This is a genomic window from Pseudomonas triticicola (assembly GCF_019145375.1).
Taxonomy (GTDB): Bacteria; Pseudomonadota; Gammaproteobacteria; order Pseudomonadales; family Pseudomonadaceae; genus Aquipseudomonas; species Aquipseudomonas triticicola.
The window spans coordinates 390,366-408,127 of record NZ_JAHSTX010000002.1; the positions used below are offsets into that span (position 1 = coordinate 390,366).

Annotated in this window: 17 protein-coding genes; 10 read left to right on the forward strand and 7 right to left on the reverse strand. The window is 59.5% G+C overall.

Annotated elements, in window-relative coordinates:
• Positions 1-402: 402 nt before the first annotated feature.
• The 3 genes from KVG85_RS23605 (at position 403) to KVG85_RS23615 (ending at position 3,111) form a co-directional block, all read left to right on the forward strand.
• Complete coding sequence (locus KVG85_RS23605; protein WP_024014409.1) at positions 403-1,848, forward strand: cytochrome ubiquinol oxidase subunit I; 1,446 nt, start codon at positions 403-405, stop codon at positions 1,846-1,848.
• A 3-nt stretch (positions 1,849-1,851) separates the two neighbouring features.
• Positions 1,852-2,859 (forward strand): cytochrome d ubiquinol oxidase subunit II, encoded by a 1,008-nt coding sequence (cydB, locus tag KVG85_RS23610; RefSeq protein WP_016773089.1) that lies wholly within the window; start codon positions 1,852-1,854, stop codon positions 2,857-2,859.
• An 84-nt stretch (positions 2,860-2,943) separates the two neighbouring features.
• Entirely contained in the window at positions 2,944-3,111 is a 168-nt protein-coding gene (locus tag KVG85_RS23615) for a DUF2474 domain-containing protein (RefSeq protein WP_016773090.1), read from the forward strand.
• 72 nt (positions 3,112-3,183) lie between these two features.
• Here KVG85_RS23615 and KVG85_RS23620 read toward each other — a convergent pair whose 3' ends face one another.
• Positions 3,184-4,308, reverse strand: a complete 1,125-nt coding sequence (locus tag KVG85_RS23620; RefSeq protein ID WP_217865175.1) for a methyltransferase — start codon at positions 4,306-4,308, stop codon at positions 3,184-3,186.
• A gap of 174 nt (positions 4,309-4,482) precedes the next feature.
• Positions 4,483-5,193, reverse strand: a complete 711-nt coding sequence (locus KVG85_RS23625; RefSeq protein ID WP_217865176.1) for an autoinducer binding domain-containing protein — start codon at positions 5,191-5,193, stop codon at positions 4,483-4,485.
• 313 nt (positions 5,194-5,506) lie between these two features.
• Here KVG85_RS23625 and KVG85_RS23630 point away from each other — a divergent pair, with 313 nt between their 5' ends.
• On the forward strand, positions 5,507-6,283 hold the full coding sequence (locus KVG85_RS23630; protein ID WP_217865177.1) for a ferredoxin--NADP reductase: 777 nt from the start codon (positions 5,507-5,509) through the stop codon (positions 6,281-6,283).
• Positions 6,284-6,327: 44 nt separating this feature from the next.
• On the opposite strand, the gene mscL is transcribed toward KVG85_RS23630, so the two are convergent.
• Positions 6,328-6,741: a large-conductance mechanosensitive channel protein MscL gene (gene mscL / locus KVG85_RS23635; RefSeq protein ID WP_024014404.1), complete on the reverse strand. Its 414-nt coding sequence runs from the start codon at positions 6,739-6,741 to the stop codon at positions 6,328-6,330.
• A gap of 285 nt (positions 6,742-7,026) precedes the next feature.
• On the opposite strand from mscL, the gene katB reads away from it, so the two are divergent.
• From katB to radA, 3 genes are read left to right on the forward strand one after another with little or no spacing between them, the layout of a single operon-like run.
• A complete protein-coding gene (gene katB / locus KVG85_RS23640) occupies positions 7,027-8,568 on the forward strand; it encodes a catalase KatB (protein ID WP_217865178.1) in 1,542 nt (513 codons plus the stop codon).
• A 57-nt stretch (positions 8,569-8,625) separates the two neighbouring features.
• A complete protein-coding gene (locus KVG85_RS23645) occupies positions 8,626-9,171 on the forward strand; it encodes an ankyrin repeat domain-containing protein (protein ID WP_076564177.1) in 546 nt (181 codons plus the stop codon).
• A 47-nt stretch (positions 9,172-9,218) separates the two neighbouring features.
• On the forward strand, positions 9,219-10,586 hold the full coding sequence (gene radA / locus KVG85_RS23650; protein WP_095181861.1) for a DNA repair protein RadA: 1,368 nt from the start codon (positions 9,219-9,221) through the stop codon (positions 10,584-10,586).
• Positions 10,587-10,769: 183 nt separating this feature from the next.
• On the opposite strand, the gene KVG85_RS23655 is transcribed toward radA, so the two are convergent.
• Positions 10,770-11,138, reverse strand: coding sequence for a PilZ domain-containing protein (locus KVG85_RS23655; protein ID WP_071173654.1), 369 nt, complete (start codon positions 11,136-11,138; stop codon positions 10,770-10,772).
• 159 nt (positions 11,139-11,297) lie between these two features.
• Here KVG85_RS23655 and KVG85_RS23660 point away from each other — a divergent pair, with 159 nt between their 5' ends.
• The 3 genes from KVG85_RS23660 (at position 11,298) to yjiA (ending at position 14,707) form a co-directional block, all read left to right on the forward strand.
• Positions 11,298-13,364: a carbon starvation CstA family protein gene (locus KVG85_RS23660; protein ID WP_016773099.1), complete on the forward strand. Its 2,067-nt coding sequence runs from the start codon at positions 11,298-11,300 to the stop codon at positions 13,362-13,364.
• 15 nt (positions 13,365-13,379) lie between these two features.
• On the forward strand, positions 13,380-13,577 hold the full coding sequence (locus KVG85_RS23665; RefSeq protein ID WP_003228401.1) for a YbdD/YjiX family protein: 198 nt from the start codon (positions 13,380-13,382) through the stop codon (positions 13,575-13,577).
• 152 nt (positions 13,578-13,729) lie between these two features.
• Positions 13,730-14,707, forward strand: coding sequence for a GTPase (gene yjiA / locus KVG85_RS23670; protein ID WP_217865179.1), 978 nt, complete (start codon positions 13,730-13,732; stop codon positions 14,705-14,707).
• A gap of 113 nt (positions 14,708-14,820) precedes the next feature.
• On the opposite strand, the gene KVG85_RS23675 is transcribed toward yjiA, so the two are convergent.
• Genes KVG85_RS23675 through KVG85_RS23685 form a run of 3 tightly spaced genes read right to left on the reverse strand, consistent with a single transcriptional unit; the run spans position 14,821 to position 17,611 of the window.
• Positions 14,821-15,525 (reverse strand): GntR family transcriptional regulator, encoded by a 705-nt coding sequence (locus KVG85_RS23675; RefSeq protein WP_217865180.1) that lies wholly within the window; start codon positions 15,523-15,525, stop codon positions 14,821-14,823.
• Between the two features lie 18 nt (positions 15,526-15,543).
• The gene (locus KVG85_RS23680; protein ID WP_133339103.1) at positions 15,544-16,248 is read right to left on the reverse strand and encodes a FadR/GntR family transcriptional regulator; all 705 of its coding nucleotides are present in this window, start codon (positions 16,246-16,248) and stop codon (positions 15,544-15,546) included.
• A gap of 49 nt (positions 16,249-16,297) precedes the next feature.
• Entirely contained in the window at positions 16,298-17,611 is a 1,314-nt protein-coding gene (locus tag KVG85_RS23685; RefSeq protein WP_041477785.1) for a C4-dicarboxylate transporter DctA, read from the reverse strand.
• Positions 17,612-17,762: the final 151 nt, after the last annotated feature.

Consider the following 17,762-nt stretch of genomic DNA (forward strand, 5'->3'; position numbering starts at 1 on the left):
AAAAATTCAGTTAGCCAGACATCGATCTTTCATGCTGACAATCAACCCTGTGGTGAGGGGATTTATCCCCGTTGGGTCGCGCAGCGGCCCCAAAATCTCGAAACGACGACCACTGCTGCGCAGCCGGACGGGGATAAATCCCCTGGCCACAGGAGTGAGGCAACTTGTCACGCGGCAAACCACCACGCAGTTCATTGGCAAAAATGGGACTACTCTTTCAACGTTGCTTGATCCAGATCAAGACCCCGACCGGAACTGATCTGGCGGCCATTTGGCCAGACTCCCTGCGTTGCGATGGTTGCAAAAAAAGAACGAATCCGAATTCGCCGCACTCCATATCCGTGGGGGCAGTGGTGCAGGCCTCCGGGCCAGCTACCCGTATTACCTGACAGAGGAAGCCATATGTTCGGTTTAGAGGCTCTCGATCTCGCCCGAATTCAGTTCGCGTTCACCATCTCGTTCCACATTCTGTTCCCGGCCATCACCATCGGCCTGGCGAGTTACCTGGCAGTGCTCGAAGGTTTGTGGCTGAAGACCCGCAACGACACCTACCGCGATCTCTACCATTTCTGGTCGAAGATTTTTGCCGTCAACTTCGGCATGGGCGTGGTTTCCGGGCTGGTCATGGCTTATCAGTTCGGCACCAACTGGAGTCGTTTCTCCGACTTCGCCGGTGCCGTCACCGGGCCGTTGCTGACCTATGAAGTGCTTACGGCGTTTTTCCTTGAAGCCGGTTTCCTTGGCGTGATGCTGTTCGGCTGGAACAAGGTCGGGCGCGGCCTGCACTTCTTCTCGACGGTGATGGTAGCGATCGGCACGCTGATTTCGACCTTCTGGATTCTCGCCTCCAACAGCTGGATGCAGACCCCGCAAGGCTTTGAAATCGTCAACGGTCAGGTCATCCCCACCGACTGGCTGGCAATCATCTTCAACCCGTCATTCCCTTACCGGCTGATGCACATGGCCACGGCGGCGTTCGTCGCGACGGCGTTCTTCGTCGGTTCGTCAGCGGCCTGGCACCTGCTGCGCGGCAGAGACAACCCGGCGATCCGCACCATGCTGTCGATGGCCATGTGGATGGCGTTGATCGTCGCGCCGATCCAGGCTGTGATCGGCGACTTCCACGGCCTCAATACGCTCAAGCATCAGCCGGCAAAAATCGCGGCGATCGAAGGCCACTGGGAAAACCATGGCGACGAGGCGACGCCGCTGATTCTGTTCGGCTGGCCGGACATGAAAGAAGAGCGCACCAAATTCGCTGTGGAGATTCCCTACCTCGGCAGCCTGATCCTCACCCACTCGCTGGATAAACAAGTGCCGGCGCTGAAGGAGTTCCCACCGGAAGACCGGCCGAATTCGACCATCGTGTTCTGGTCGTTCCGGATCATGGTCGGCCTCGGGTTCCTGATGATCTTCACCGGGTTGTGGAGCCTGTGGCTGCGCAAGCGTGACTCGCTGTATACCTCGCGGCCGTTCCTGCATCTGGCCTTGTGGATGGGGCCGTCCGGCCTGATCGCGATTCTCGCCGGCTGGTTCACCACGGAAATCGGCCGTCAGCCATGGGTGGTCTATGGCTTGATGCGCACTGCCGATGCTTCGTCCAACCACAGCTTCATGCAGATGAGCATCACCCTGATCATGTTCGTTGTGGTGTATTTCGCCCTGTTCGGCGCCGGTCTCGGCTACATGATGCGCCTGGTGCGCAAAGGGCCGAAGATCAGCGAAGGCAGCGAAACGCCGGACGGTGGTCCAGGCAAGAAGCGCACCCCGGCGCGTCCGTTGTCCGCAGCCGACGATCCGGCCGAGGGCGAGCACGAAGACAACACTCGCTTGACCAAGGAGATTTGACTCATGGGTATTGATCTTCCGCTGATCTGGGCCGTGATCATCATCTTCGGCATCATGATGTACGTGGTCATGGACGGCTTCGACCTGGGCATCGGCATCCTCTTCCCGTTCGTGCCCGGCAAGACCGATCGCGACGTGATGATGAACACTGTCGCCCCCGTCTGGGACGGCAACGAAACCTGGCTGGTACTGGGTGGCGCGGCGTTGTTCGGCGCCTTCCCGCTGGCCTATTCGGTGGTGTTGTCGGCGCTGTACCTGCCGCTGATCTTCATGCTCATGGGCCTGATCTTTCGCGGCGTGGCTTTCGAATTCCGCTTCAAGGCCAAGGATGAAAAACGTCACCTGTGGGACAAGGCATTTATCGGTGGTTCGATCGCGGCAACGTTCTTTCAGGGCGTGGCGCTGGGAGCGTTCATCGATGGGCTGCCAGTGGTCAATCGCCAGTTCGCCGGTGGTTCACTGGACTGGCTGACGCCGTTCACGCTGTTCTGCGGCGCGGCGCTGGTGGTGGCCTATGCCTTGCTCGGCTGCACCTGGCTGATCATGAAAACCGAAGGCAAGTTGCAGGAGCAGATGCATGACCTGGCGCGGCCGCTGGCATTCGTCCTGCTGGCAGTCATCGGCATCGTCAGCCTGTGGACACCCCTGTCGCACCCGGAAATCGCCTCGCGCTGGTTCAGCATGCCGAATCTGTTCTGGTTCATGCCGGTGCCGATTCTGGTGCTGGTCACCTTGTACGGCCTGATTCGCGCGGTGGCACGTAATGCCAACTACACGCCGTTCCTGCTGACCCTGGTGCTGATCTTCCTCGGCTACAGCGGCTTGGGCATCAGCCTGTGGCCAAACATCGTGCCGCCGTCGATCTCGATCTGGGACGCCGCCGCGCCGCCGCAAAGTCAGGGCTTCATGCTGGTCGGCACGTTGTTCATCATTCCGTTCATCCTGGGGTATACCTTCTGGAGCTACTACGTGTTCCGCGGCAAGGTCACCCACGAAGACGGCTATCACTAATCCCATGCTGGGCTTGCCCTGTGGGAGCGAGCCTGCTCGCGAAGGCGTCCGCAGTGACGCCTTGGCTTTACGGAGATCGATGCAATGACCGGCAAACATTCCCTGCACGACATTGAAGAAGCCGAAAAAAAGCCGCTGTGGCAGCGGCTCGGCTGGTTGGCCCTGATCTGGGTTGGCAGTGTCGGCGTGTTGTTCATCGCCGCCAGCCTGATGCGCATGTTCATGAATGCCGCAGGTTTGACCACCCACTGAAACATCCCGTCCCGGCGCCTTCGGGTATGGATTTGCAACCCTCCTCACGGAGGGTTTTTTTATGCCGCAGATTTATTTGCGCGCCTTGAGGATGACGAATTTCGGCGTCGCCGCCACTTGCTCGACACCACGAAACAGGCGCGCCAGTTTGCTGTGATAGCCCAGATGTCGATTGCCGACGATGTACAGCGCACCACCAACCACCAGTGCCTCGCGCGCCTGCTGGAACATGCGCCAGGCGAGGAAATCGCCGACCACCTGCTGCTGATGAAACGGCGGGTTGCACAGCACCACGTCCAGCGACTGCGGCGCCTGCCCGGCCAGACCATCGCCAGCGCGCACGATGACTTCGCGATCGGCCAATGCCGCACGCCAGTTCTCGGCAGCCGATTGCACCGCCATGAATGATTCGTCGACCAGCGTGTAGTGCGCATCCGGGTTCTGCAAGGCGCTGGCGATTGCCAGCACGCCGTTGCCGCAACCCAGGTCGGCGACCCGTGCGCTGCCAAGGTTCTTCGGCAGATGCGGCAGAAACGCGCGAGTGCCGATGTCGAGGCCTTCCCGGCAGAACACGTTGGCGTGGTTAAGCAATTCGATCGCCGGTTCGTCGAGGCGATAACGAGTCGGGTAGGGCGACGTGGCGGGCGCTTTGCTTTCAGGCGTGGCGATCAGCAATCGCGCCTTTTTCACTGCCAGCGATGCTTGCACCGGACCGACGTAGCGCTCCAGCAGGTCGCCGGCAGCACGCGGCAGATGCTTGACCATGGCGGCGGCGATCACTTGCGCACCGGGCGCGAGTTGTCCTTGCAGGCGGATCAACTGCTCTTCCAATAGCGCCAGGGTTTTAGGGACGCGGATCAGCACCCGGTCAAACGGCCCGACCAAGGGCTCACTGGCCGGAATCGGACGAATCGCGTCGAACGCCTGGCCATTGCGCAGCAGATTCTTTTCCAGCCCGAGGAAACCCAGGAAGGAGTCGCCGCTGCTGCTGACCTCGACCTTGCCTAGCAGACTGATCGCCAAGGCACCAAAGCTGTCATTGAGCACCAGCACGCGGGTACTGCTCGCCAGTTGTTCGCTGGCGAGATGATTGAGCAGGTATTCGTCTGCCGCGTCGAATGCTTGCAGCGGTTCATTCTGCTGTTCGGGCTGGCGGATCAGGTCGAGTTCGGCGAAAGGTGTTTCGAGCAAAGGCATGGGACGGGGACTCAGGATATTCGGCAGATATCCGGTTGCCGGCAGGTAGTGCGACGGGATCCGACCGAGTGGACTGCGATGCAAGCGGTATGCGTCATCACTCGGAAAGGCCTGAATGGTACGTTTTTTTGCGCGTAAATACTTGCAGGATTACCGCGCGATAACGCTCAGCTGTCAGATGATGCCGGCACGAGCGGCGGCAATCACTGCGGAAATCTTGTTGCAGACGTTGAATTTTTCGATGACGTTTTGCACATGATAGTTAACGGTGCGTTCGCTCAGGCTGAGGATTCTCGAAATATCGTGAGCGGTCTTGCCCATGGCGGACAGTTTCATGATTTCCAGCTCCCGGGACGATAGCCTCGGCTTGCTGGGCTTGGCCGGTGTGGGAACGGTGCGCGCATACAATTCGCTGAAGTGTCGGTTGGCGAAGAACAGATAACCGTAATGCTCATACAGTTCGAGCGGGCTGATCGGGCAGTGGGTTCGAGCCAGACTGATGATGCTGCACAAACCGCTGGTTTCGTCATGAAAGGCTTGCGACCAGCCATGCTGCAGCCCATTCTGTTTCAACGCCTGCCACAACTCGGGCGCATCAGTGAAAACTCTTTCTTCCCAAACGATCGGCAATACTGAGTGATTGCAATGCGCTATTACCGGGTCAATATTCTGGTAATTCTCTTTGTTGTACTGGATGTTCCATTCTTTCGGGTAGTTGTTGATTTGCAATGCATTCAGATGAACTTCGCGGTTGGGTGAGGTGACTGCAATGGCGCAGAAATTAAAGCCCAGGTTTTCGGCGAATCTCAGCAGGATCGGATAAGCCGCCTCTATTCCCTTGGCAAATGTCAGTTGTTTAAGTTGTGATTCCTTCCACGTTTCCATGAGCTTTTGCCTCAATGTCCTGATAGCGGGGCACCAAATGGATCCAAAAGATCCGGCACGAATCGAAGTGTAGGATCTTTCCTGCATAACGCTTACATTTTTTCGAGATTGATAGCGGGAGGTTTTTCATAAAGGATTATTAGCAATACAGACTGTTATATTTAAATAACCATCTTAAAGTTATTACTCTAGATCTGACATTGATAACAAATCAAAACCGCAGCATTGATCCTGTCAATACCATTACCAATCACGAGTGTTTGGCAGCGCGATTTTGCGGGACACTGTGGGCAATCGTTTCAAGGAGTGCCCCATGACTGCCAGTGCCGAGAAGTACACCACCCAGACCTTGCTCGATGTGCAACCGTTGACGCCGAACCTGTTCACGCTGCGCACCAGCCGTGATCCAGGCTTTCGCTTCCGTGCCGGTCAGTTCGCCCGGCTGGGCGTCACCAAGGCCGATGGCAGCACGGTCTGGCGCGCCTATTCGATGGTGTCGTCGCCGTTTGACGAGTTTCTCGAGTTCTTTTCCATCGTCGTGCCGGGCGGCGAATTCACCAGTGAGCTGAGCCGGCTACAGGTCGGCGACACTTTGATGGTCGAGCGCCAGGCGTTCGGCTACCTGACGCTGGATCGTTTTGTCGACGGCCGAGACCTGTGGTTATTGTCGACCGGCACCGGGGTGGCGCCCTTTCTGTCGATCCTGCAGGACTTCGAGGTCTGGGAGAAATTCGAGCGGATCATTCTGGTTTACAGCGTGCGGGAGGCGCGGGAGCTAGCCTATCAGCAGTTGATCGCCGGGTTGACGCAACGTGACTATCTGAGCGAATACGCCCACAAGCTGCAATTCATCCCGACTGTGACCCGCGAAGCGCATCCAGGCGCGCTGCAGGGCCGGATTACCACGTTGATCGAAAACGGCGAACTGGAGCGAGCGGCAGGGGTTGAGCTCTCGCCAGAGCATTCGCGAGTGATGCTGTGCGGCAATCCGCAGATGATCGACGACACCCGCGCCTTGCTGAAACAGCGCGGCATGCGCCTGAGCCTGACGCGCAAGCCGGGGCAGGTTGCGGTGGAGAATTACTGGTAACGAAAACGGCACCCGCGGGTGCCGTTTAATGTGTAGCGAATGCCTCAGGGCCGCTCGTTCTGCGCCTTGAGCAGGTCGCGAATTTCGCCCAGCAGTTGCTCTTCCTTGCTCGGGATCGGCGGCGCGGTCGGGGCTACGGCTTCTTCGCGCTTGAGGCGGTTGATGGCTTTGACGCCCATGAAGATCGCGAATGCGACGATCACGAAATCCAGCACCGTCTGCAGGAATTTGCCGTAAGCCAGCACCACGGCGGGCGCATCGCCCTGGGCGGCTTTGAGCGTGACAGCCAGATCACTGAAGTCCACCCCACCGATCAACAGGCCAATCGGCGGCATGATCACGTCGCCGACAAACGACGAAACGATCTTGCCGAACGCCGCGCCGATGATGATACCGACGGCCATGTCGACCACATTGCCTTTGACCGCGAAGGCCTTGAACTCGCTAAGCACGCCCATAGTTATTTCCTTGTTACAGATGAGTTTGGTGTAGGCAGTGTAAATCAGCGAAACGCCTCCTGCGCGAAACACCTTCTTACAATGCCCGTTTTTATCGACACATCAATTGACGATTAGTTTGCAAAATGCCAGCAATCGCGCGCGCTTTACGCGGTAAAGCGCTGATTGCACAGCCAATTTCTTCAATCATGGTGTTACGTTCTTTCTATTTATGTTCCTCGGCACGGGCCTCTAGCCTTGCTGTGGCGCACCTGGATGCGCCCAATAAAACCAGAGGAACCTGATATGACTTCCGCTCTTGGACTGGGGGCTTTTCCCCATCGCCGCACTCTCGGCGTTCTCACCGCCAGCCTGCTGACCTTCTCGGTCAACGCCGCTCCGCTGACCCGCGATAACGGCGCTGCTGTCGGTGACAATCAGAACTCGCAAACCGCCGGCGCCACCGGCCCGGTGCTGCTGCAGGACGTGCAACTGATCCAGAAGCTGCAACGCTTCGACCGTGAGCGTATTCCCGAGCGCGTGGTACATGCACGCGGCACTGGCGCTCACGGCACCTTCACCGTGACCGATGACCTCAGCGACCTGAGCAAGGCCAAGGTATTCGCCGCAGGCCAGAGCACGCCGGTATTCGTGCGTTTCTCGGCGGTGGTGCATGGCAACCATTCCCCGGAAACCCTGCGTGACCCGCGTGGTTTCGCCACCAAGTTCTACACCGCTGACGGTAACTGGGATCTGGTCGGCAACAACTTCCCGACCTTCTTCATCCGCGATGCGATCAAATTCCCGGACATGGTCCACGCCTTCAAGCCCGATCCGCGCACCAACCTCGATGACGATTCGCGGCGGTTCGATTTCTTCTCCCATGTACCGGAAGCCACCCGCACGCTGACCGAGTTGTATTCCAACTACGGCACTCCGGCCAGTTACCGGGAGATGGATGGCAATGGTGTTCATGCCTATAAGCTGATCAATGCCAAGAACGAAGTTCACTATGTGAAGTTTCACTGGAAGAGTCTTCAAGGCATCAAGAACCTCACACCAAAACAAGTCAGCGAAGTTCAAGGTCAGGATTACAGTCATATGACCAATGACTTGGTAAGTAACATCAACAAAGGTAACTTTCCGAAGTGGGACTTGTACGTGCAAGTTCTCAAGCCGCAGGATTTGTCCAAGTTTGATTTCGATCCATTGGATGCAACCAAGATCTGGCCGGGTATTCCCGAACGCAAAGTTGGACAAATGGTCTTGAACCGCAATCCGGCAAATGTATTCCAGGAAACTGAACAAGTGGCCATGGCACCGGCCAACGTAGTTCCCGGTATCGAACCTTCGGAAGATCGTTTGTTGCAGGGCCGAGTGTTCTCTTATGCCGATACGCAGATGTATCGCCTCGGCGCCAACGCTTTGCAATTACCGATCAACGCTCCGAAAACCGTAGTGAACAACGGAAATCAGGATGGCGCGATGAATTTTGGCGCCAGCGAGTCCGGCGTCAACTACCAGCCAAGCCGCCTGCAACCGCGTGAAGAAACGCCAGCGGCGCGTTACAGCCAGTCGGCGCTGTCGGGCAGCACCCAGCAGGCAAAGATCCAGCGTGAGCAGAACTTCAAGCAGGCCGGTGATCTGTATCGCTCGTACAGCAAGCAGGAACGCCGCGACCTGATCGACAGCTTCGGCGGCTCGCTGGCCACCACCGATGATGAGAGCAAGCACATCATCCTGTCCTTCCTGTACAAGGCCGACCCTGAGTACGGCAGCGGTGTAACCGAAGTGGCCAAGGGCGATCTCAGCCGTGTGAAAGCACTGGCGGCCAAACTGACCGACTGATAGCGATGCGGCGCACGCGAGGGCTGTCCCGCCTCGCGTGCGCTCAAGGAGAGCCCGATGCGTATTTTTCTTTTATGCCTGGCCGGGTGCCTGTCGTTCAGCGCGTGGGCGGCACCGGTCGAGCAAAGCCCCGAGGCAATCAAGGCGCAGTTGCAGGATTACTACTTCGACGCCGCCCGCCGTGGCGACGTGCCGATGCTCGAGACCTTTATCGAGTCCGGCTATTCCCTCGATACCCGCGACAGCAAGGGTTACACCGCGCTGATTCTGGCCGCCTACCACGGTCAGGCGCCGGCGGTTGAGCGACTGTTGGCAGCGGGCGCGGACGCCTGTGCTCAGGATCAACGCGGCAACACGGCGCTGATGGGCGCGATTTTCAAAGGCGAGTTGCAGATCGCCCGGCGCCTGATGGCCACCGATTGCAGCCCCGACCAGCGTAACGGCGCCGGACAGACAGCGGCGATGTACGCCGGGCTGTTCAAGCGTCTGGAATTGCTTGATGCGTTGAAAGCCAAGGGCGCCGACCTCAATGCCGAGGATCCGCTGGGCAACAGTGCCGCGCGTCTGGCCAGCGGCGAAATCCGTACCGCTGCGCCGCGCTGATCGGCGATGGCTGCGTTATCATCGCGTCTTTTGTTCCGGGGGTTCTGATGGCCAAGGCCAAGCGCATGTACGGCTGCACCGAGTGCGGCGCAACCTTTCCCAAGTGGGCCGGGCAGTGCGGCGAGTGCGGTGCCTGGAACACCCTGACCGAAACCATGATCGAAAGCGGCGGCGCCACGGCACCTACCGGGCGCACCGGCTGGGCCGGGCAACAGGCGCAGATCAAGACCCTGGCTGAAGTCAGCATCGAAGAGATTCCACGGTTTTCCACCGCGTCCGGTGAGCTCGATCGCGTGCTCGGCGGCGGGCTGGTCGATGGCTCGGTGGTGCTGATCGGCGGTGATCCGGGGATCGGCAAGTCGACCATCCTTTTGCAAACCCTGTGCAACCTGGCCAAGAGCATGCCGGCGCTGTACGTCACCGGTGAGGAATCCCAGCAGCAGGTGGCAATGCGCGCTCGCCGTCTCGGCCTGCCACAGGATCAACTGCGGGTGATGACCGAAACCTGCATCGAAACCATCATCGCCACCGCCCGCCAGGAAAAGCCCAAGGTGATGGTGATCGACTCGATCCAGACCATCTTCACCGAACAACTGCAATCGGCCCCGGGCGGTGTATCCCAAGTACGCGAGAGCGCGGCGCTGCTGGTGCGTTACGCCAAACAGAGCGGCACGGCGATTTTCCTTGTCGGCCACGTCACCAAAGAGGGCGCTCTGGCCGGTCCTCGTGTGCTGGAACACATGGTCGACACCGTGCTGTATTTCGAAGGCGAATCCGACGGTCGCCTGCGTTTGTTGCGTGCAGTGAAAAACCGTTTCGGCGCGGTCAACGAGTTGGGCGTGTTCGGCATGACCGACAAGGGCCTGAAAGAAGTCTCCAATCCTTCGGCGATTTTTCTCACCCGCGCCCAGGAAGAAGTCCCGGGCAGTGTGGTCATGGCGACGTGGGAAGGCACCCGGCCGATGCTGGTGGAAGTGCAGGCGCTGGTCGATGACAGCCATCTGGCCAACCCGCGTCGGGTGACGCTGGGGCTGGATCAGAACCGATTGGCGATGTTGCTCGCTGTGCTGCACCGCCACGGCGGGATTCCGACCCACGATCAGGACGTGTTCCTCAACGTGGTCGGTGGCGTGAAGGTGCTGGAGACGGCGTCGGATCTGGCGTTGATGGCCGCCGTCATGTCGAGTTTGCGCAATCGGCCGCTGCCCCATGACCTGCTGGTGTTCGGCGAAGTCGGCCTGTCCGGCGAGGTGCGCCCGGTGCCGAGCGGGCAGGAGCGGTTGAAGGAAGCGGCCAAGCATGGCTTCAAACGCGCGATCGTGCCGAAGGGTAATGCTCCGAAGGAATCGCCGGCGGGGTTGCAGATCATTGCCGTGACCCGTCTCGAACAAGCGCTCGACGCACTGTTTGAGTGAACGCCGAACCTCTGTGGTGAGGTGGTTTATCCCCGTTGGGCTGCGCAGCAGACCCGCTTTTCAGGGCCGCTGCGCGCCCCAACGGGGATAAATCCCCTCGCCACATAAATCCTCTCACCCCATAAATCCCCTCACCCTATAGATCCCCTCACCACAGGGCATTCCAAATCGGGATTGGGGGGCCTAGATTTCGATCAGGGCACCCAGTTCGCGCTCCAGCTCGGCCTCATCCGCCAGATTCAACTCGATCAACCGCCGCAGGCGCTGGATCGATTCCAGGCTGATGTGGCGGCAGATGAACCCCAAGTGGCCGTTTTCCTCGTGGGCCAGATGCACGTCCATTTCGATATCGACGTCTTCGCTCAGATGAATGTCGACGAAGAAGTCCTGCTCTTTATCCCCGAGCCACGGTTCCGGTCGCTCGATCAGCAGGCCCTTGAGCGAAAGGTCGATCAGTTTGACCGGCCAGATGTACTCGCCCTGTTTCAGCTCGGTTCGGGCATCGAACGCAATACGTTTGAAACGACGTCGATTGGCGGGGTGCTCGCTCATGGCGCAATCCTCATGAAGGTTCGCTGACTATAGACCGCGAATGCGGGCGCCAGCCAATCGCTCAAGCGTCTAGACCTATGTCGGGGTATGGCCTTTGGCGCCGTAAGCGCTAAACTCGGGGTGGCTGTCTTTCTTGTCCACCCTGGCTGGAATAATAAAATGAAAAATAATAATAGCCTGCTGCGCCACTTACCCTGGCTCGTGCTGGCAATCGTAGGAGCGTGCGCCCTTGGCGTAGTGGCATTGCGCCGCGGCGAGGCGATCAACGCCTTGTGGATTGTGGTCGCTGCCGTGGCCATTTATCTGGTTGCGTACCGTTACTACAGTCTGTTCATCGCCAACAACGTGATGCAGCTGGATCCGCGTCGGGCCACCCCCGCCGTGCTCAACAACGATGGTCTGGACTATGTGCCGACCAACAAACACATTCTTTTCGGTCACCACTTCGCGGCCATCGCTGGCGCGGGGCCGCTGGTCGGTCCGGTGCTGGCGGCGCAGATGGGGTATCTGCCCGGCACACTCTGGCTGATTGCCGGTGTGGTGCTGGCGGGCGCGGTGCAGGACTTCATGGTCCTGTTCATGTCGACCCGACGCAACGGCCGTTCCCTGGGCGATATGGTGCGTGAAGAAATGGGCCGGATTCCCGGAACCATTGCACTGTTCGGCTGCTTCCTGATCATGATCATCATCCTCGCGGTGCTGGCGCTGATCGTGGTCAAGGCCCTGGCCGAGAGCCCTTGGGGCATCTTCACCGTGATGGCGACCATCCCGATCGCTATGTTCATGGGCATCTACATGCGCTACATCCGCCCGGGTCGCATCGGCGAAATCTCCGTGGTCGGTGTGTTGCTGCTGCTCGGTTCGATCTGGCTGGGCGGGCAGATCGCTGCCGATCCGGTATGGGCCAAAGCCTTCACTTTCACCGGTGTGCAGATTACCTGGATGCTGGTCGGTTACGGTTTTGTCGCTGCATCGTTGCCGGTTTGGCTGATTCTGGCGCCGCGTGACTACCTGTCGACCTTCCTCAAGATCGGCACCATCGTCGCCCTGGCGATCGGCATCCTGATCACCATGCCCGAGCTGAAAATGCCGGCGCTGACCCAGTTCGTCGACGGCACCGGGCCGGTATGGAAGGGCGGTCTGTTCCCGTTCCTGTTCATCACCATCGCCTGCGGCGCGGTATCGGGTTTCCACGCACTGATCTCGTCGGGCACCACGCCGAAGCTGCTGGATAACGAAACCAACGCCCGCTACATCGGGTACGGCGGCATGTTGATGGAATCGTTCGTGGCGATCATGGCCATGGTTGCCGCTTCGGTGATCGAGCCGGGTGTGTATTTCGCCATGAACAGCCCGGCCGCAGTCGTCGGCAGTGACGTCGCTTCGGTGGCGCAGGTTGTCACCAGCTGGGGCTTCGCGATCACGCCGGAAGCGCTGCAAGCGGTTGCCCATGACATCGGCGAAACCACCATTCTGGCTCGCGCCGGTGGTGCGCCGACTCTGGCGGTCGGTATCGCGCAGATCCTGCACAGTGTCCTGCCGGGTGAAAACACCATGGCGTTCTGGTACCACTTCGCGATCCTGTTCGAAGCGCTGTTCATCCTCACCGCTGTGGACGCCGGCACCCGTGCCGGGCGTTTCATGCTGCAGGATCTGCTCGGCTCCTTCGTACCGGCGCTCAAACGCACCGAATCGTGGGGCGCCAACCTGATTGCCACCGCCGGTTGTGTGGCGATGTGGGGCTGGTTGCTGTATCAGGGCGTGATCGATCCTCTGGGCGGCATCAACACCTTGTGGCCATTGTTCGGCATCTCCAACCAGATGCTCGCCGGCATCGCGCTGATGCTCGGCACCGTGGTCCTGATCAAGATGAAGCGCCAGCGCTACATCTGGGTCACCCTGTTGCCGGCCACCTGGCTGTTGATCTGCACCACTACTGCTGGCTTCATCAAGCTGTTCGACGCCAACCCGGCGATCGGCTTCCTGTCCCTGGCCAAGAAGTACAGCGATGCGCTGGCCAACGGTCAGGTGCTGGCACCGGCTAAAAGCGTCGAGCAGATGCAGCACGTGATCTTCAACGCCTACACCAACGCCACACTCACCGCGCTGTTCCTGTTCGTGGTGTTCAGCATCCTGTTCTATGCGCTCAAGGTCGGCATCGCCGCCTGGGGCAAGAAAGAGCGTACGGATAAAGAATCGCCATTCCAGGCCCTGCCGGATGCGTAACCAGAGGATTGCAGCATGTTCAATGACCTGAGTCGCCTCGGTAAATACCTCGGTCAGGCCGCGCGCCTGATGGTCGGCATGCCCGACTACGACACCTACGTCGAGCATATGCAAACCAAACACCCGGACAAACCGGTGATGAGCTACGAGATGTTCTTTCGCGAACGTCAGGAAGCCCGTTACGGTGGCAAGGGTGGGCCGAAGTGCTGTTGAGCTGACAGCATCAGGTTGAGGTAATCCCCTGTGGGAGCGAGCCTGCTCGCGAATACGGAGTGTCAGTTAATGAATGTTTTGACTGACACACCGCTTTCGCGTGCAGGCTCGCTCCCACATTTGTTTTTGTGTTTTTTTCAGGAGATCGGGTTTTGTCTTCTCCCATTCCGGTAACGGTTCTCAGCGGTTTCCTCGGCGCCGGCAAGACCACCTTGCTGCGTCATTTATTGAAAGCCGAGCACGGCCTGAAAATCGCCGTGATCGAAAACGAATTCAGCGACGCCGGCATCGACACTCAGTTGCTGGGTGATGAGCCGGTGCAAGTCATGACCCTGGCCAACGGCTGCGTCTGCTGCACCATTCACACCGACCTGACCAAGGCGCTGTATTTGTTGCTCGAGCGCCTGGACAGTGGCGAGATCGCCTTCGACCGTCTGGTGATCGAGTGCACCGGTCTGGCCGATCCGGCGCCGGTGGCGCAAACCTTTTTCATCGACGAAGAACTGCGCGAGCGTTACCTGCTCGACGGCATCATCACCCTGGTCGACGCCGCCCACGCCGATGTGCACCTGACCCAGACCATCGCCCAGGCGCAGATCGGTTTCGCCGATCGCTTGCTGGTGAGCAAGACCGACCTGGTCGATGAGGCGACGTTCACTGCGCTGAGCGAACGCCTCACGCGAATCAACCGCCGCGCGCCGATCCGCGTGGTCGAGCATGGCAATATCGATCTGGCTGAATTGCTGGATGTACGTGGTTTCAACCTCAATGCTGACCTGGGCGGCGGTCTGAGCCTTCGTCCGGTCAGCAAGGCACCGTCGATCGATCGCATCTCCAGCCTGGTGCTGCGCACCGATCAGGCGCTGGATATCGATCAGCTCAGCGAATTCATGAACGAGTTGCTGGAAGAGCACGGCAAGCAATTGCTGCGCTACAAAGGCGTGCTGAACATTGCCGGCGAAGATCGGCGGTTGGTATTTCAGGGTGTGCTGAAACTATATGGTTTCGACTGGGACACCGAATGGGCCGAGGGCGAGGCGCGCGAGAGTGTGATCGTGTTTATTGCCGATGATCTGCCGGAAGAGAAGATTCGGGCGGGGTTTGCGCGGGTAGCGGCGCAACAAGCCTGATATTTCAACAGCTCAAAGGGCCTCTTCGCGAGCAGGCTCGCTCCCACAGTGGACTGCATTCCTCCTGACAGAATGCGTTCTACTGTGGGAGCGAGCTTGCTCGCGAAGGCGGTCTAACCGACAGCACAATGCCCATGGTCAGAACCGAGCAGCGTCTGCTCAAGATGATCCAGATGCCGATTCATCAACATGCCGGCCTTGGAAACATCACCTCGCTCCACAACCTCAACCAACGCCAAATGCTCCTGCCATGCGCAAGAGCTTCGCGTCGAACCCTGACTCCGCGCAATCGCCAACGACGTCAGCGGCACAAGGCTGCGCAGAAAATGCGCCAGCGGCAGATTTCCCGCCATCCGTGCCAACTGCAAATGAAACTCCCCCGATAACCGAATCGCCGCCCCGCGCCGAGCCTGCTCGATGGCGCGCTTCTCGCGCTCTATCAACGTGCGCAAACATTTCAGATCGTCTGGCTGCGGACGCTGACAGGCCAACCGCACCAAGGTGTTTTCAGCCAGCCGGCGCGCATGCAAGGTCTGCCGGATCAGTTCCCGATCAGGCGCGGCCACTCGCGGTCGATGATTGGCGCGCAACACCACGATCTGCTCATGGGACAACTGCGTCAGCACGCGGCGTACATCGGCACGGCTGGCGCTGAACATCGCCTTCAGGCTGTCCTCGGTGAACCGGCTGCCTTCATCGATTCGCCGCTCAAGGATCGCGTCGAACAGTCGCGGATACAGATCCTCCACCGGCGTGTGCAGGCGAGAAAAGGGCAGGGCGGTCGATTGCGCGTGGGATGCTGAAGCAAAACTGTTCATGGCCGTTCTCCTGGCAAATCAGGTGGGCAGGTTGTCATCCGGAATATTCAGCTCGATGCCCATGCGCTGACCTTCGCGCAGAATGTGCCGGCGCATTTCGGCGCTGGCCTGAGCGCTGTTCTTGCTGCGGATAGCGCGGACTACGGCTTCGTTTTCTTCCAGGCGTTCGGCCAGATGTTCCGGGGAATTGCGCAACACTTCGGCGCTTTGCTTGAGCGCGTTACTGGTCTGCTGCACCACGCTCTGGAAAATCGGATTCGAGGTCAGCGTGAACAGTTCTTCGTGGAAAGCGATGTAGGCACTGACTCCGGCTTCGCTGTCACCGGCCTCGAGGGCTTCGCGCATGTCCATCAGGGTCAGGCGCAACTGGCCGACTTCCTTGCTGCTGATCGATTGCGCAACCAGCCCGACAATGAACGGTTCAAGGGTGTAGCGCAGTTGCAGCACGTCTTCGAGACTGGCGCCGGCCACCGCGCTGTCGTGGCTCTGGCTGTCACTGAGTTGTGCGTCGAGGACGACTACGCCTTTGCCCGGCATCGAGCGCACCAGGCCGAGGGTTTCGAGGACGATCACCGCTTCGCGCAGGCTCGGCCGGCTGATGCCCAGCTGTTCGGCCAGTTCGCGCTGGCCCGGCAGCATGTCGCCGGAGCGCCACTGGCCTCGGGCCAACGCGGCGCGGAGTTTTTCCACCACTGAGTTGACGACGGTTGACGTTGTAATCACGTATTGGCTCCCTGCGCCGTGCCTGCGCATTGGCAGGCACGGCACTCATTCAGAATTCTTTCGCCGCCGCCGGGGCGACGGTTTTTCGAGGTTGAAAGTTATAGCCCTGTTCGCCGTTGAGCACCTTGTTCGCGCGCTGTACATCGATGTCCTTTTCCCAGCGGGCGATAGCCACGGTGGCGACGCAGTTGCCGATCAGATTGGTCAGCGCGCGGCCGATGCCCATGAACCAGTCCACGGCCAACACCAGCACCAGACCGACTACGGGAATCGCCGGGATCGCCGTCAGCGTCGCGGCGAGAATCACCAGCGCCGAACCGGGAATGCCGTGGGCGCCTTTGGAGGTGATCAGCGACACCAGCAGAATGGTCAGCAAGTCGGTCATCGCCAGCGGTGTGCCAGTGGCGTTGGCGATGAACACGATGGCCAGGGTCAGGTAGATCGAGAAACCGTCGAGGTTGAACGAGTACCCGGTCGGGATCACCAGACCGACCGTCGAGCTGCCGATGCCGAGGTGTTCGAGCTTGCGCATGATCTGTGGCAGCACGGCGTCGGAAGAGGCAGTGCCCATGACGATCAGCAGTTCTTCCCGTAGGTACTTGAGCAGCGGCCACATGCGCAGGCCGGAGACGCGCATCACCAGACCGAGGATCAGCGCGACGAAGGCGACGCAGGTCAGGTAGAACAGACCGACCAGACTGCCCAGGTGCTGCAACGAATCGAGGCCGTATTTGCTGGTGGTGAAAGCAATGGCGCCGAATACGCCGATCGGCGCCAGCCGCACGATCATGCCCATGATGCGGAAGATCACGTGGCTGAGTTCGTTGATCAGCCGCGAAATCCCGGAAGCCGCTTCGCCAACCAGATTCAGTGCACTGCCGAACAGCACCGAGAACAGCAGCACTTGCAAGATATTGTTGTCAGCGAAGGCACCGATCACCGAGGTCGGGATCAGGTCCATCAGAAATTGCGTGGTGGTGTGCATGTGCTGGCTGCGCTCGGCGAGGTCGCCCATGTCGGCGCTGGAGAGCTGCTCCAGATGAATGTTCGCGCCGCTGCCAATGCCGGTGCTGAAGGCGAACACCAGACCAATCACCAAGGCGATGGTGGTCAGCACTTCGAAGTAGATCACCGACTTCAGGCCGATGCGCCCGACCTTCTTCAGATCGCCCGCGCCGCTGATGCCGCTGACCACCACGCAGAACACGATCAGGCCAATCAGCATCTTGATCAGTTTGATGAAGCCATCGCCGAGCGGTTTCAGCTGGGCGGAGTATTCAGGAAGGGTCAGCCCGCAGACGATGCCGAGCATCAGTCCGAGAACCACTTGGAGGAAGATTGAACGCGAGCACCATCTGAGCATGGGAGGAATCCTGGGTCGGTGTCCTGGCTGCCGTACGCGTGGCGCAGCGGATTCAGGACTTAATTATTGTGGTCTTACCGGTATGTCCAGTGCAGGCGCAGTCTAGGCGCAGGTTTTCGCGGATCGCAAGTAAAAATTAGGAAATTGGCAT

What these genes read in the sequence shown, in the direction of transcription:
- KVG85_RS23605 (WP_024014409.1), top strand. Translation starts at nt 403, where the DNA reads ATGTTCGGTTTAGAGGCTCTCGATCTCGCCCGAATTCAGTTCGCGTTC.
- cydB (WP_016773089.1), top strand. Translation starts at nt 1,852, where the DNA reads ATGGGTATTGATCTTCCGCTGATCTGGGCCGTGATCATCATCTTCGGC.
- KVG85_RS23615 (WP_016773090.1), top strand. Translation starts at nt 2,944, where the DNA reads ATGACCGGCAAACATTCCCTGCACGACATTGAAGAAGCCGAAAAAAAG.
- KVG85_RS23620 (WP_217865175.1), bottom strand. Translation starts at nt 4,308, where the DNA reads ATGCCTTTGCTCGAAACACCTTTCGCCGAACTCGACCTGATCCGCCAG.
- KVG85_RS23625 (WP_217865176.1), bottom strand. Translation starts at nt 5,193, where the DNA reads ATGGAAACGTGGAAGGAATCACAACTTAAACAACTGACATTTGCCAAG.
- KVG85_RS23630 (WP_217865177.1), top strand. Translation starts at nt 5,507, where the DNA reads ATGACTGCCAGTGCCGAGAAGTACACCACCCAGACCTTGCTCGATGTG.
- mscL (WP_024014404.1), bottom strand. Translation starts at nt 6,741, where the DNA reads ATGGGCGTGCTTAGCGAGTTCAAGGCCTTCGCGGTCAAAGGCAATGTG.
- katB (WP_217865178.1), top strand. Translation starts at nt 7,027, where the DNA reads ATGACTTCCGCTCTTGGACTGGGGGCTTTTCCCCATCGCCGCACTCTC.
- KVG85_RS23645 (WP_076564177.1), top strand. Translation starts at nt 8,626, where the DNA reads ATGCGTATTTTTCTTTTATGCCTGGCCGGGTGCCTGTCGTTCAGCGCG.
- radA (WP_095181861.1), top strand. Translation starts at nt 9,219, where the DNA reads ATGGCCAAGGCCAAGCGCATGTACGGCTGCACCGAGTGCGGCGCAACC.
- KVG85_RS23655 (WP_071173654.1), bottom strand. Translation starts at nt 11,138, where the DNA reads ATGAGCGAGCACCCCGCCAATCGACGTCGTTTCAAACGTATTGCGTTC.
- KVG85_RS23660 (WP_016773099.1), top strand. Translation starts at nt 11,298, where the DNA reads ATGAAAAATAATAATAGCCTGCTGCGCCACTTACCCTGGCTCGTGCTG.
- KVG85_RS23665 (WP_003228401.1), top strand. Translation starts at nt 13,380, where the DNA reads ATGTTCAATGACCTGAGTCGCCTCGGTAAATACCTCGGTCAGGCCGCG.
- KVG85_RS23675 (WP_217865180.1), bottom strand. Translation starts at nt 15,525, where the DNA reads ATGAACAGTTTTGCTTCAGCATCCCACGCGCAATCGACCGCCCTGCCC.
- KVG85_RS23685 (WP_041477785.1), bottom strand. Translation starts at nt 17,611, where the DNA reads ATGCTCAGATGGTGCTCGCGTTCAATCTTCCTCCAAGTGGTTCTCGGA.